The sequence below is a fragment of the Streptomyces durocortorensis genome (assembly GCF_031760065.1).
Classification (GTDB): domain Bacteria; phylum Actinomycetota; class Actinomycetes; order Streptomycetales; family Streptomycetaceae; genus Streptomyces.
Genome location: NZ_CP134500.1, coordinates 4,165,282 through 4,177,988 on the forward strand (window position 1 = coordinate 4,165,282; position 12,707 = coordinate 4,177,988).

Consider the following 12,707-nt stretch of genomic DNA (forward strand, 5'->3'; position numbering starts at 1 on the left):
CGGGGAAGGCCCAGCCCCCCACCGGCGGTTCTACGCCAAGGCCCCCGGCAGCGGCGCCGCGTGGAGCACCGTGAGCCCGGAGACCGCACGGGTCAGGGCCACGTACAGCCGCCGCAGCCCGGTCCGCTCGTCCGGCTCGCCGTCGACCACGGCGGCGGGTTCGTCGAGCACCACGTAGTCGTACTCCAGGCCCTTGGCGAGCGACGCGGGCACCAGCGTCAGCCGGGAGGCGGCGGTGGTCTCCTCGCCCGGGGACAGGTACGTGTGGCCCGCCGCCGTCAGGGCCGCGCCCAGGACCGGAATCCGGGCGTCGGCGGCGATGAGCCCGATGGACCCCTCGTGGCGCAACGACTCCTCGCAGGCGGCGACGACAGCGGCGGCCACCTCATCCGCACCGCCCGCCACCTCCGCACCGCCCGCCACCTCCGCACCGCCCGCCACCTCCCGGACGACCAGCGACCCCGGCGACTCCCGCACCGACTCCACCGCCGCCAGCCCCGGCGAGATCGCGGGCAGCAGCCGGGAGGCGTACGCGATGACCTCGCGCGGCACGCGGAAACCGGCCGTCAGCTCCTCGACCACGGCATCCGCCTTGCCCAGGTGGAACAGCGCCTCGCCCCAGCTCTCCGTGGACCACGGGGTCGTCCCCTGCGCGAGGTCGCCGAGCACGGTGGCCGAACCGGTCGAGCACCGCCGCCCCACCGCCCGGTACTGCATGGGGGACAGGTCCTGCGCCTCGTCGAGCACGACATGGCCGAGCGAGTGCGTCCGGGAGATCAGATCCCCGGCCTCGTCGATCAGCACGGCGTCGGCCGCCGACCACCTGGCGGACCTCACACTCCTCGCGGGCTTCGCCCACAGGATGACCTTCTGCTCGTCCTCGCTGAGCAGCCCCTCGGCGTGCGCGGCCAGGAACTCTGCGTCCGAGAGCAGCCGCAGCACGACCTTCGCCGGGTCGACGGCGGGCCAGACCGCCTTGACGGCCGCCTTGACCGCCGGGTTCCGGGCGACCGCGTTCTGCACCCGGTCGTCGGGGGCCTCACCGGCCTCCTCCATCCGTACGAGGACGGCGTGCGCGATCCGCTGCGGCAGCGCCTCGTGCGCGGCCCCGTACCGCATGTCCCGGGCCAGCAGCTCGTCGACCATCTCCTGGACCTCGTACACGGGCACCCGCCAGCGCCGGGACCCGCGCACCACGACGACGGGCTCGGTGGGGGCGCTCACGTGCGAGCGGATGGCCCGCCGCAGCACCTCGGCCATGCGGGCGTCGCCCTTGACGACGGCGGCGGCCGCTTCGTCCGTGCCGCGCACCTCCACGCCCGCCGTCACCAGGTCGTCGACGGTGGCCTGCCTGACCTCCAGCTCACCGAGGGCGGGCAGGACCTGCTCGATGTAGTGCAGGAAGGAACGGTTCGGCCCGACGACCAGAGTCCCGGTGCGGGCGAGCCGCTCGCGGTGCGCGTAGAGCAGGTACGCCACGCGGTGCAGGCCGACGGCGGTCTTCCCGGTACCGGGCCCGCCCTGCACACAGACGGTCCCGCCGAGCCCGCTCCGTACGATCTCGTCCTGCTCGGGCTGGATGGTGGCGACGATGTCGCGCATCGGCCCGACGCGGGGCCGCTCGATCTCCGCCTGGAGGAGCTTGCTGGTGTGCTCGGCCTCGGCCGGATCGGTGAGGTGCTCGTCCTCGTACGCGGTCAGCTCGCCGCCGGTGTAACCGAAGCGGCGGCGCAGCCCCACGTTCTGGGGGTTCTTCCGGGACGCCTGGTAGTACGGCTGGGAGACCGGTGCACGCCAGTCGATGACCATCGGGTCCCCGGCGGCATCGTGGACATGCCGGCGCCCGATGTAGAACCGCTCGCCCTCCGCGCCCTCGGCCAGCTCGCCGCCGACGGCGTGCAGATAGTCGAGGCGGCCGAAGAACAGCGGGGTGTGGGAGAGGTCGGCGAGCGCCTTGATGCGGTCGTCGATCTGGGACTGGAGCACCTCGGCGTTCACCCAGTTCGCGGTGACATCGGCGATGTCGAGGGCCTGGACGTCCTCGCGCATCCCCCGCAGGGCGGCCCGGGACGCGGCGAGGTGGGCGCGCTCGTGCGCCAGGGGGGCGGGCGTGGAATCGCTGTCTGCTGCTTCTGCTACGTGCGCGGGCACGATGTTGCCTCCGGCTCTTCAAGGGCTCTTCGACGGCGCTTCGACGCAGGACGGCGGACCGCGCGGAGACCGGCCGGGGCCGGAACAGGGCGGTTCGCTCGGAAGGTCCGATCGCGTGGGTGTCGGCCGGTTTCCGTCCGGTCGGCGGCGCTCCCGGGGCCGTTGAACCGGCACGGGAGGCGGGCAGACCGGCGATTGTAGCCACAGGTCCGGTCCCGGGCGAAACGGAATACGGGCTCCGCCCGGGACCGGGACCACGGACCAGAGGTAGGGGTCCCCGTAGGGGATGCGTGCGCACCGAGCGGTACCGGAGGGCTACGAGCCGGGCGTACGGGTTCGGTCTGCGGACCGACGCGTCCGAACGGGTGACGGGAGCACCATGGATGCATGAGCACAGCCACCCTGAACCCACGAAGGACCGGCCCCGCGCACGGCGCGACCGCGGTCACCGGTCACCACCGTCCCCACCGCGTCGGAGACGCGCTGCGCGCCGTGAAGGTGTTCGTGACGACGGCGTTCGGCGTGGTCGTCCTGGGGGAGTACGCGGAGGAGGCGGGGTGCGGCGGGCCCGCTGAGGAGCCCGCCGCACCGCTTCCGCTTCCCCGGTCTTCGGCTTCCTCAGCTCCCGGCGAGCAGCTCGTCCGCGTCCACGATGCGGTACGCGTACCCCTGCTCGGCCAGGAACCGCTGGCGGTGCGCCGCGAAGTCCTGGTCGATGGTGTCGCGGGCGACGACCGAGTAGAAGCGGGCCTCGTGCCCGTCGGCCTTGGGCCGCAGGACGCGCCCCAGCCGCTGCGCCTCCTCCTGGCGCGACCCGAAGGTCCCGGAGACCTGGATGGCGACGGTGGCCTCGGGCAGGTCGATGGAGAAGTTGGCGACCTTGGAGACGACGAGGACGCTGATCTCGCCCTGGCGGAACGCGTCGAAGAGCTTCTCGCGCTGGGCGTTGCTGGTCTCGCCCTTGATGACGGGGGCGTCCAGGTGCTCGCCGAGCTCGTCGAGCTGGTCGATGTACTGGCCGATGACGAGGGTCTGCTCACCCTGGTGCTTGCGTACGAGGGCCTCGGTCACCTTCCGCTTGGTGGCGGTGGTGGCGCAGAACCGGTACTTCTCCTCCGTCTCGGCGGTGGCGTAGGCGAGCCGCTCGGAGTCGGTGAGGTTGACCCGTACCTCGACGCAGTCGGCGGGCGCGATGTAGCCCTGCGCCTCGATCTCCTTCCACGGGGCGTCGAACCTCTTGGGCCCGATGAGCGAGAACACGTCCGACTCCCGCCCGTCCTCGCGCACGAGCGTCGCGGTGAGCCCGAGCCGCCGCCGGGCCTGGAGGTCGGCGGTGAACTTGAAGACGGGGGCGGGCAGCAGGTGGACCTCGTCGTAGACGACGAGACCCCAGTCGCGGGAGTCGAAGAGCTCCAGATGCGGGTAGACGCCCTTACGCCGGGTGGTCAGCACCTGGTAGGTGGCGATGGTGACCGGCCGGATCTCCTTCTTCGTACCGCTGTACTCGCCGATCTCGTCCTCGGTGAGCGAGGTCCGCTTCACCAGCTCGTGCTTCCACTGCCGGGCGGAGACGGTGTTGGTGACGAGGATGAGGGTGGTGGCCTTGGCCTCGGCCATGGCACCGGCCCCGACGAGCGTCTTGCCCGCCCCGCAGGGGAGCACCACCACCCCCGACCCGCCGTGCCAGAACCCTTCGACGGCCTGCTTCTGGTACGGCCGCAGCGCCCAGCCGTCCTCGGCCAGCTCGATCGGATGGGCCTCGCCGTCGACGTACCCCGCGAGGTCTTCGGCGGGCCACCCCAGCTTGAGCAGGGTCTGCTTGATCTGCCCGCGCTCGGAGGGGTGCACGGCCACGGTGTCCGGGTCGATCCGGGCCCCGACCAGCGGCTGGACCTTCTTCGACCGGAGGATCTCCTCCAGCACGGGCCGGTCGGTGCTGGTGAGCACGAGCCCGTGCACGGGGTGCTTGGACAGGGTGAGCCGTCCGTACCGCGCCATCGTCTCGGCGATGTCGACCAGGAGCGCGTGCGGCACGGGGTAGCGGGAGTACTCGACGAGCGCGTCGACGACCTGCTCGGCGTCGTGCCCGGCGGCCCGGGCGTTCCACAGCCCGAGCGGGGTGACGCGGTACGTATGGATGTGCTCGGGCGCACGCTCCAGCTCCGCGAACGGTGCGATGGCACGACGGCAGGCGTCGGCCAGGTCGTGGTCGACCTCAAGGAGCAGAGTCTTGTCGCTCTGGACGATCAGGCAGGACAACACATACCTCCGGAAGTTGGATCGTCCCGTGACGGACAGCACACCCGCCATGGCTCGGGCTCTGCCCCGTGCCCGACGCCTTCAGGGCGCCTCGGCCGGTGCGCCGGGATGCGCGCTGCCGACTACGTCAGACGTTCACGCGAACAGACGATTCTACCTGGGCCCGGGCTGATCCGGCCGATCACGCCGATTTCGGCTCGGACCGGCGATCGGGCCGGTGATCGGACCGCTGATCGGACTCGGGATCGGATTCGGGCCCGGATGCGTCGAAGGCGGCCAGCAGCTTGCGCAGGACCGCGTCAAAGGTGTGCGCCTCGTCCTCGGTGAGCAGCCCGAGCAGGCGGTTCTCGTTCGCGGCGTGCTCGGTGACGGCGGCGTCGACGAGGGCGAACCCCTCGGGCGTGAGGCCGATCCGGAGGCTGCGGCGGTCCTCCGGGTCGGCCCGCCGGGCGACGAGACCGCGCGCCTCCAGGCGGTCGACGCGCTTGGTCATCCCGGCGCGCGTGATGAGGAGGATCTCCGCGAGCCGCGAGGGCGGCATCTCGTGCGGGGCCCCCGTGCGGCGGAGGCTGGCCAGGACGTCGAACTCCCCGCGATCCAGACCGTGGGCGGCGAAGACCGCCTCCACGCGGCGGCTGCCCGCGATGTGCAGACGGGCGAAGCGCGCCAGCGTGCCCATGGCGGTGAAGTCGAGATCCGGCCGTTCGCGCTGCCAGTGGGCGACGGCGATGTCGGCGAAGTCGGGGGGCGTCTCGGAGCTTTCGGCCATACGGCGATGGTATCGCAACCGCTAACCGGTATATGGTCAACTGGTTAATCAAATCGCTCAGGTGCTCGGAAAGGCGTTCTGATGAAGCCCATAGCTGTGCGCTCCTCGGCCGTTGTGCAGGCTCCCGCGGGGTTCGTGTGGGAATTCCTCCACGTCTACGCCAACGACCTGGACTGGCGTTCCGGCCTGGAGAGGATGGCCCAGACCCCGCCGGGCCCGGTGCGGGACGGCGCCCGGGTGGCGGAGACCCTGCGCGTGCTGGGCAGGGTCGTGGAGAGCGTGGTCGAGGTCTCGGACGTCCGCGAGGGCCGCTCCTTCACCTGGCGCGTCGTCGAGGGCGCGACGGCCGACGGCAGCCGCTCGGTGACCGCGACGGGCGAGGCGTCCTGCCGGGTGGACATCGTCAAGCGGGTGACGCTGGGCGGGAGCGATCGCCTGCTGCGTCCGGTGATCGCCGCGGTGATCACGCGTAGCGAGCGTGGTGATCTCCGACGGGTGAAGCGGCTGCTGGAACGTTCGTGGCAGAGCCGCTGAGGGCTGCTGAGAGCGGCGAGGCGGCGCTGTAGGAAGAAGACGGCGCTCATCGCGGCATCCCCGGTGCCGACCGCCCCCCCCCGGGACCTTCAGGGCCGTCCTTCCCTCAGGGCCTTCAGGGCCGCCCCCCCTCAGGGCCGTTCAGGGCCGGGGCGCGCCTGGCGGCCGAAGCGCACGGGAACGCCGGGGGAGTACAGCACGCTCACCGGATTCCCGGCCGGGGCGGGCAGCCCGCCGGCCGCCACCAGGTCCTCGTCGCACTCCACGAGCTCCGCCCGGTGCAGGGGCCACCGGGGATGGACGTTGGGCAGATGGACGGTCCGCCCGAAGAACGAACTGTGCAGGGCCCAACGGGCGGTCAGGAAGTGCTCAAGGGGAGAGGGTTCCCCGATCGGCTCCCCCGTCCGCACCACGATCCTGCTCCGCGCCCCGCGGGGGCCGGGCCAGCGTCGGCTGCTCGTGTACGTGAGGGTGTCGCCGGAGCGTTCGACGTCCATCCGGGACCACACGTACGGCAACCGGAAGGCGGCCCGCGCCACGAGGACCGGGATCAGCCGCGAGGCGTCGAGGGACCGGAAGACCACCGCGCGCCGCCCGCGCCCGTCCACGGAGTACAGCCGGACGTTGGTCTCCGGGAATGTGCCCAGGTACGGAATCCCCGGCAGCCCGAGCCCGCTGACCCGGTGCATGCGGAACGCCACCAGACCCACGTACGTCGTCGTACCGTCGAACGTGTCCGGCACGGTCCCCGACGGCAACAGCGGTGCCACGTCAGCCGGGTCGACCGCCCAGTGGAGAAACGCCAGGTCCAGCCAGGACTGTGTGAGCAGCGGCCGCATCGGCGCGGCGGGCGGGTCGGGCGACACGGGCTCGGGGACGCGGACGGCGAAGGGCATGCCCGCAGCATCGCAGACGGGTGCGGGGCCGGAACCCGGATCGGCCGACGCCGATCCGGGTAACCTGTGCGCCAAGTCGGGAGAAGAGCCCCGGCCAACGGAGGGAAGAACGTGGAGCAGAGCAGGCGGAACGGCGTCTCGCGTCGCGGGCTGATCCGAGGCGGGCTGCTGGCGGTGGCGGCATCCGGCGTGGCGGTGGTCGGTCTCGCAGGGCCGGCGAACGCGGCCGTGGTCAACCTCGGCCTCGACAAGCAGGGTGCCAAGCGGATCCAGCGGTGGATCCTCACCATGTACGGCTACAAGGGCGCGATCGACGGGGTGCTCGGGACCAACAGCTGGAAGGCGATCCAGCGCTGGCTGGCCAAGTGGCCCAGCCAGCCCCGTCCCTACAAGGGCGCCATCGACGGGATCGTGGGACCCAAGACGATCGCGTCGCTCCAGGCCAACCTGAAGAAGTTCGAAGGCTACAAGGGTGCCATCGACGGCATCGCCGGACCGGGGACCAAGGCCGCGTTCTGGCGCAAGGCCTACTCCAACCCCCCGGTCTGACCGGCTGAGCATCGCGAGCGGCCGGCTTTCAGGGGCCGGTCGGCAGGGCGTCCGGGGCGTTGGTCGCACAACGGCCCCGGGCGCCCTTTCCGCGTGCCCGAACACATCGTCAGCACGCGGAGTCGGCACGCGCCCGCCAGGGGCTGCGGGACAGCCCTCAGGGCTGCCCGTCCTCCGCCAGCTCCGCCACCCCCGTGATCCGGTGCAGCGGGTAGGTGCGGACCTCGTCGGCCGTGTGGTCGTAGGCCGTGACGAAGCCGCCCTCCACGCGGACCGGGGCGATCACGCGCTGGCTGGCCGCGCCGTCCGCGTTGACGTAGCCGATCCAGACCGCGGAGCCCGTCATCGCGGCGGCCTGGACCGTGGCCAGGGTCTCGGCGGGGGTGGTGCGGGGGAGGGCACCGGAGGCGGGAGATCCCGCAGAGCCCTCGGCGGGCTCCTTGCGGGCGACCGTGGCGGCCGTGTCGCCCGCGCGGATCGCCCGTACCGCGGCGCCCAGCAGCGTGGCGTCCGGGGGCGGGGGGCCTTCGGGAACCGGGGCCGGAGGGGTGCGGGGCGGAGTGCGGCGGGCGCCCGCGCGGGTGATCAGGACATCGCCCTCGGCGGATTCGGCGGCGGGGGCGTAGCCCATGTCGCGCAGTGCTTCGAGGAGGGAGCCGGGGTCGGCCTGGGAGGCCAGGACCGTGGGGGCGAGGCGGCGGAGGCGCAGGCCCGTGGAGCGGCGGTCGGCCAGGATCTCGTTGAGGACCGCCTCGTCGTCGCAGCGTACGTACGCGGACGCCGCCCCGATCCGCAGGTGGCCGTGGCGGCGGGCCACGTCGTCGATCAGGTAGCTCAGCGGCTGCGGCACCGGCGTACGGCTGTGCGCGGCCAGGAACGCGTGCAGGTCGGCGGCCGCCTGCCCGGCGTCCAACGCGCGGCGCACCGAGCCGGGCGTGAAGCGGTAGACCGTCGCACCGCCCTTCGACTCGACGTCCGCCAGGACCGACAGCGTCTGCGCCAACGGGCGCTCCAGCGGGCCCGGCGCCACCGCCGTCAGGTCCGCCTGGAGCAGGACGTGGTCCAGGGGCTCGGGGAGGAGAGGGGCCAGGAGCGCGGCGGAAGCGTCCGCGCCCTCCGCCAGCAGTGCGCGGGCCTGTGCGGACAGCGCGCCCCGGCCCGTGATGCCCAGCAGCTCCGCCTCGTTGAGCGTCCAGAGCGCCAGGCGGGAGCGGAGGTCGCCCCCCTCCCCGGGGGGTGTCGTGCCGGAGGCTGCGGTCGGTCCGCCGCGCAACGGGCGTTCCCAGCGCAGCCGTTGCAGCAGGGTCTCCGGGTCCGGCGCGGTGCCCGGGGGGAGTTCGGCGAACAGGGCCAGGACCCGGCGGCGTACGTCGGGGGCCGCGGAGCGGTCGAGGTCGGGGCCGAGCGCGGACAGGGCCCGGCCCTTCGCGTCCTGGCCGCCCACCAGGCCGGGGACCCGGGTGGCCGGGAGCCAGGCGGTGGCGAGGTGCGTCCAGCGGTCCTCGGCGGACAGGTCGAGCCACTCGTCGTACGCGGGCGTCGGCGCGTACCGCTCGTCCGTCTCCCCGTCGGAGGCCAACAGGCCCGCAGCATAGGCCAGTTCGACCCAGAAGACGGCGATCTGCTCCGGTACGTCCAGCGCCGTGGCCGCCCGCTTCAGCTCCCGTACGCTCAGGCCGCCCGCGCGCAGGATCGGCGGGCCGCCGCCGTTCCAGAGGCTCAGCAACTCCTCGACCGTGGACAGCGCCGTGAACGCCTGGCCGGCCGCCGCCCTGTCCACAGCCTGTGGATCGCGCTCGGCGGCCGCGGCGACGGTCGGGGGGGTCGGTTCCGGTACGCGGTGGGCACGTCCGGCGCGCAGGTGCAGCGCCGCCTCGCGCGGCAGGACCACCGTGCGCGTCGACACCGGCAGCAGCAGGCCCCGGTCGCGCAGCCACTTCACCGGCGGGGTCGGGTTCGGGGTGACCTCCCCGTACGGCGGGCCCCACACCAGCCGGTCCAGCACCGAAAGCGCCTCCACCGGGGCCGTGTCCAGCAGCTCCGCCATCCTCGTCCGGTCCGTGAACAGAGAGGACAGCGCCGCCACCGCCGAGACCGGGTCGTGCGTGGCCGGGAGGCCGGTCGCCGCCAGGATCTCCTGGAGACGGCCCGGTGACATCCCGGCCGTCGCCTCGGAGACCGTCGGGCCGAGGCCGGTGGGGGAGGGGTGCTGCGGGGACGGGGCCAGCAGCTCCCGGGCCGTACGCACCAGCCGCAGCCGGTCGTCCTCGCCCCAGACCAGGGCCTGTTCGCGCAGGGTCGCCAGCGCGCCCGGCAGCGCGGCGGTGATCGCCGCTCCCGCGTCGTCGTGCTGCTCGCCGTCGTCGAGACCGTCGCCGGTGAGGAGCGAGAGCAGCGTGGCGTACGGAGCCGGGTCCGGGGCCACCGCCAGCGCCTCGGCGGTCTGGAGCGCGAACCGGTCCAGGTGTTCCAGTGCGCGCACCACCGAGGCCCGGGTGCCGGCCCTCGTGGCGAGCTGGGTGATGTCGTTCGGCACCGGATTCAGGAGGTCGGGGCGGGCACGCAGCAGCCCCGCCAGCGATTCGTCGCCCCGGGCGCGCAGGGCTTCGGCGAGCGTGCGCGGTGGTGTGGTCGTCCCCATCCGTCCCACGGTAGCCGCTGTAACGCTACCGTCGGGGCAGGGCCGGTAGAGGGGATGCACCGCGTGGGGATCGAGAGCGACCAGCTCGTCTACGACTACCTGAGCCGGGTCGGGGACCTGGCCCAGCGACGACAGCTGTCGTCGGGCGCCCGGATGCGACTCGTTTCGACGCTCCGGGGAGAGATCGACCGGCAGCGCGGCGCGGGGGGCGCGGACTCCCCGGCGGCCGTCCGGCGCATCATCGGCAGGCTCGGCAGCCCGGACGCGCTGGTCGCCGCTGCGGCGGAGTCGGGCGACGGGACGGTCCCGCCGCCGTCGGCGCGGCCGGGCGGCGGTGCGGGCGCTGCTCGGCGGGAGAAGGGGCGCGGCACGGTCCCCCGGCCCCGGAGCGGTCTGCTCCGCAAGAGCCCGAAGGACCCGGGCCCCGCCCCGGGCGCGACACCCGTCTCAGCCCCTGCCTCAGCCCCCGGTTCGGCCCCTGATCCCGCCCCGAAAGACGGTTCCGGGCGGGGCGCGTCGCGGCGGGGTGGCGGGAGCGGGGCGGACGGTGGCGCGGATGCCGGTTCAGGGGCCCGGCCCCGGCCCCGTACGGACACCGACGAGGCGACGGCCCCCGAGGACGCCCTCACCCGTGACTGGCCCGACCCCTCCGCCCCGCACATGCTCGGCGACGGCCAGCAGGCCACCGGGGAGCCCGACTGGTGGCGCCTGGAACCGGGGCCCTTCGACCAGGGGACCGCCATCCCCGGGTTCTTCGGCGGCATCGAGGCCCCGGAGCTGCTCGGGAGGCCGCCGAAGGCCGACTCCCCGGGGAAGGAGGCGGAGGACGAGGAGGACGACGAGCCCGGCATCGCGGACAGCGCCGCCGAGGACGACACCGCCGAGGACGGCGATGGCGAAGACGGCGGCGGTGAAGAGGCCGTTGGGACCGACCGGCGCCGCCGCGCCCCGCGCCTCCTCAAGCTCCGCCGCCGCAAGGCCCCCGCCCCCGCCGTGGCCGAGCCCGCGGCCGCCGCCCCGGCCCCCCGCCGCGGCTTCGCCCACCCCCTGCTGCTCCTGGCCGCCCTCCTGCTCCTCGCCGGAGTGGTCACCGGCTCCTGGCTGCCGCTGGCGGGCGGCTGGCTCATCGCGTACAGCTCGCGCACCCTCTCCCGTACGGAGGCGAAGTGGGCGGCGCTCGGTCTGCCGGCCGTGGTGGCGGCCGGGGCGCTCGTGTGGGTGTGGGGGCGGCTGGACGGGCGCTGGGGCGAGCCCATCCGCGAAGGCGCGATGCGCGACGTCCTGCTCGACGCCTGGCCGGTCGTCGTCCGCGTCGCCGCCGTCGCCTCCGCGCTCTACCTGGTGTGGCGGGCGCGGGGGCGTACGGGGTGAGGTCCCGGCCAGGCCGCGTCAGGAGGGTCGGGGTGAAGGTCCTCCGGCAGGAGATGGCGGGCGTCCCTCAGGAGCCGTTCGACCCGGGCGGGCTCGTCGACGTCGTCCAGCAGCCAGTAGGCGAACATGGCGGTGCCGATCGCCCGCCCCGAGAACACCTCTTCGTACAAGGTCCCGAGGCCGGTGCGCACGACGTCCTTGCAGGCCTCCGCGATCTCTTCGTCGTCGGCGACGACGAACGACCAGAGCAGGTCGAGGAAGGCGTGCCGGGCCGCGGGTGACAGGGTCCGCCTCGTCAGACCGGCCATCAGGACGCGTGCCACCGGGACCGCGGTCCACGTCGCCCAGGTCTCCTGGAACACGTGGTACTCGATACCGGTCGGCTTCGCCGCGTCGGTTGTCCGGGCCAGGGCCAGCCGTCGCAGCTCGTCGGGGACGTGCGCCGCGTTCCAGCAGCTGCGGCAGGGGAGGGCGGCCCAGTCGTGCAGACCGAGCTCCCATTCCATCGCGTCCAGGGAGCGCGCCGCCTGCCGCTTCGTCCGGCCGGTCACTTCGTGAGGTTCGCCTTCAGCTCTTCGAGGATCTCGTCGGCCGCCGTGTAGCCGATGCCCTGGATCCACAGCTGGTCGTCGACCGCGAAGACCTTGCCGTTCTTCACCGCGTCCATGTTCTTCCACAGGCCGCTGCCGGTGGTCTGCGTCTCCTTGGACTTCTTCGCGTCGCCGTACGTCGAGTGGAAGACCGCGTCCGCGTCCGCGAGGTCGATCCTCTCGGGGCTGACGTCGTAGGAGAAGCCGTCCGCCGCCTTGTCCGTGATGGCGGGTCGGCCGAGGCCCACGTCGGCGAGGATCGTGGCGATGTAGTTCTTCTTGCCGTAGATGCGGATGTCCGCGCCCTCGACGAACCGGACCATGTTGACCTCGGTCGCGGCCGCCTTCTCCTTGCCGCCGAGCGCCTTCGTCACACCGGCCACGTGCTCGGCGTAGTCGTCGGTGACCGCCTTCGCCTCGGCCGTCTTGTCGAGGGCCTCCGCGTGGACCTGGAAGTTCTCCTTCCAGGGGTAGCCGGTGTTCTCCGTCATCACGGTCGGCGCGATCTTGGACAGCTCCGCGTACTTGTCGCCGTGCCGGATCTTGCTGGTGAGGATCAGGTCGGGCTTCAGACCTGCGATGGCCTCCAGGTTCGGGGTCATCATCTGGCCGACGTCCGTGATGCCCGCGACCTGGTCCTTCGGGAGGTAGTTCAGGAAGCCCGACTCCACGTCCGCGTGGGTCGCGCCGACCGGCTTCACGCCGAGGGTGAGGACCGAGTCGAGCTCGGCGGTGTCCAGGACGACGACCCGCTGCGGGGCGGCCGGGACCTTCACGTCGCCCATCGCCGTCTTCACCGTACGGGTGCCTTCGGAGGACCCGTCCGAGCCGGAGCCGGACGCGCTGGAGGACTCGGACGAGAAGCCGCAGGCGGACAGGGCCAGGGCGGCGGCCACGGTGAGGGACGCGGCGGCGAGCAGGCGGGAGCGGTGCTGGAGGGTCATGGT

At 73.3% G+C, this 12,707-nt stretch carries 10 protein-coding genes; 3 read left to right on the forward strand and 7 right to left on the reverse strand.

From position 1 onward, the window contains the following. Nucleotides 1-30: 30 nt before the first annotated feature. From RI138_RS18500 to RI138_RS18510, 3 genes are all read right to left on the reverse strand, one after another. Complete coding sequence (locus tag RI138_RS18500) at nt 31-2,151, reverse strand: HelD family protein (RefSeq protein WP_311120826.1); 2,121 nt, start codon at nt 2,149-2,151, stop codon at nt 31-33. Between the two features lie 618 nt (nt 2,152-2,769). Beyond that, nucleotides 2,770-4,413: a DNA repair helicase XPB gene (locus RI138_RS18505; protein ID WP_096631497.1), complete on the reverse strand. Its 1,644-nt coding sequence runs from the start codon at nt 4,411-4,413 to the stop codon at nt 2,770-2,772. A gap of 178 nt (nt 4,414-4,591) precedes the next feature. Continuing rightward, nucleotides 4,592-5,179 (reverse strand): MarR family winged helix-turn-helix transcriptional regulator, encoded by a 588-nt coding sequence (locus RI138_RS18510; protein WP_311120827.1) that lies wholly within the window; start codon nt 5,177-5,179, stop codon nt 4,592-4,594. A gap of 81 nt (nt 5,180-5,260) precedes the next feature. On the opposite strand from RI138_RS18510, the gene RI138_RS18515 reads away from it, so the two are divergent. Beyond that, the gene (locus tag RI138_RS18515; RefSeq protein WP_311120828.1) at nt 5,261-5,713 is read left to right on the forward strand and encodes an SRPBCC family protein; all 453 of its coding nucleotides are present in this window, start codon (nt 5,261-5,263) and stop codon (nt 5,711-5,713) included. Between the two features lie 131 nt (nt 5,714-5,844). Here RI138_RS18515 and RI138_RS18520 read toward each other — a convergent pair whose 3' ends face one another. After that, nucleotides 5,845-6,609 (reverse strand): YqjF family protein, encoded by a 765-nt coding sequence (locus RI138_RS18520; protein WP_311120829.1) that lies wholly within the window; start codon nt 6,607-6,609, stop codon nt 5,845-5,847. Between the two features lie 111 nt (nt 6,610-6,720). On the opposite strand from RI138_RS18520, the gene RI138_RS18525 reads away from it, so the two are divergent. Continuing rightward, entirely contained in the window at nt 6,721-7,158 is a 438-nt protein-coding gene (locus RI138_RS18525) for a peptidoglycan-binding domain-containing protein (protein ID WP_311120830.1), read from the forward strand. 157 nt (nt 7,159-7,315) lie between these two features. On the opposite strand, the gene RI138_RS18530 is transcribed toward RI138_RS18525, so the two are convergent. Continuing rightward, complete coding sequence (locus RI138_RS18530; RefSeq protein WP_311120831.1) at nt 7,316-9,799, reverse strand: helicase C-terminal domain-containing protein; 2,484 nt, start codon at nt 9,797-9,799, stop codon at nt 7,316-7,318. Nucleotides 9,800-9,853: 54 nt separating this feature from the next. On the opposite strand from RI138_RS18530, the gene RI138_RS18535 reads away from it, so the two are divergent. Next, a complete protein-coding gene (locus RI138_RS18535) occupies nt 9,854-11,170 on the forward strand; it encodes a hypothetical protein (protein WP_311120832.1) in 1,317 nt (438 codons plus the stop codon). Here the strand turns inward: RI138_RS18535 and RI138_RS18540 are convergent. Further along, nucleotides 11,134-11,721, reverse strand: a complete 588-nt coding sequence (locus RI138_RS18540; RefSeq protein ID WP_311120833.1) for a hypothetical protein — start codon at nt 11,719-11,721, stop codon at nt 11,134-11,136. The two genes, RI138_RS18535 and RI138_RS18540, sit on opposite strands and share 37 nt — an antisense overlap. After that, complete coding sequence (locus tag RI138_RS18545; protein ID WP_311120834.1) at nt 11,718-12,704, reverse strand: ABC transporter substrate-binding protein; 987 nt, start codon at nt 12,702-12,704, stop codon at nt 11,718-11,720. Before RI138_RS18545 ends, RI138_RS18540 begins: the two co-directional genes overlap by 4 nt. Between the last annotated feature and the right edge of the window lie 3 nt (nt 12,705-12,707).

Excerpts from the sequence above, each read along its gene's own strand:
- RI138_RS18510 (WP_311120827.1), bottom strand. The coding sequence starts at position 5,179 with ATGGCCGAAAGCTCCGAGACGCCCCCCGACTTCGCCGACATCGCCGTC.
- RI138_RS18515 (WP_311120828.1), top strand. The coding sequence starts at position 5,261 with ATGAAGCCCATAGCTGTGCGCTCCTCGGCCGTTGTGCAGGCTCCCGCG.
- RI138_RS18520 (WP_311120829.1), bottom strand. The coding sequence starts at position 6,609 with ATGCCCTTCGCCGTCCGCGTCCCCGAGCCCGTGTCGCCCGACCCGCCC.
- RI138_RS18530 (WP_311120831.1), bottom strand. The coding sequence starts at position 9,799 with ATGGGGACGACCACACCACCGCGCACGCTCGCCGAAGCCCTGCGCGCC.
- RI138_RS18535 (WP_311120832.1), top strand. The coding sequence starts at position 9,854 with ATGCACCGCGTGGGGATCGAGAGCGACCAGCTCGTCTACGACTACCTG.
- RI138_RS18545 (WP_311120834.1), bottom strand. The coding sequence starts at position 12,704 with ATGACCCTCCAGCACCGCTCCCGCCTGCTCGCCGCCGCGTCCCTCACC.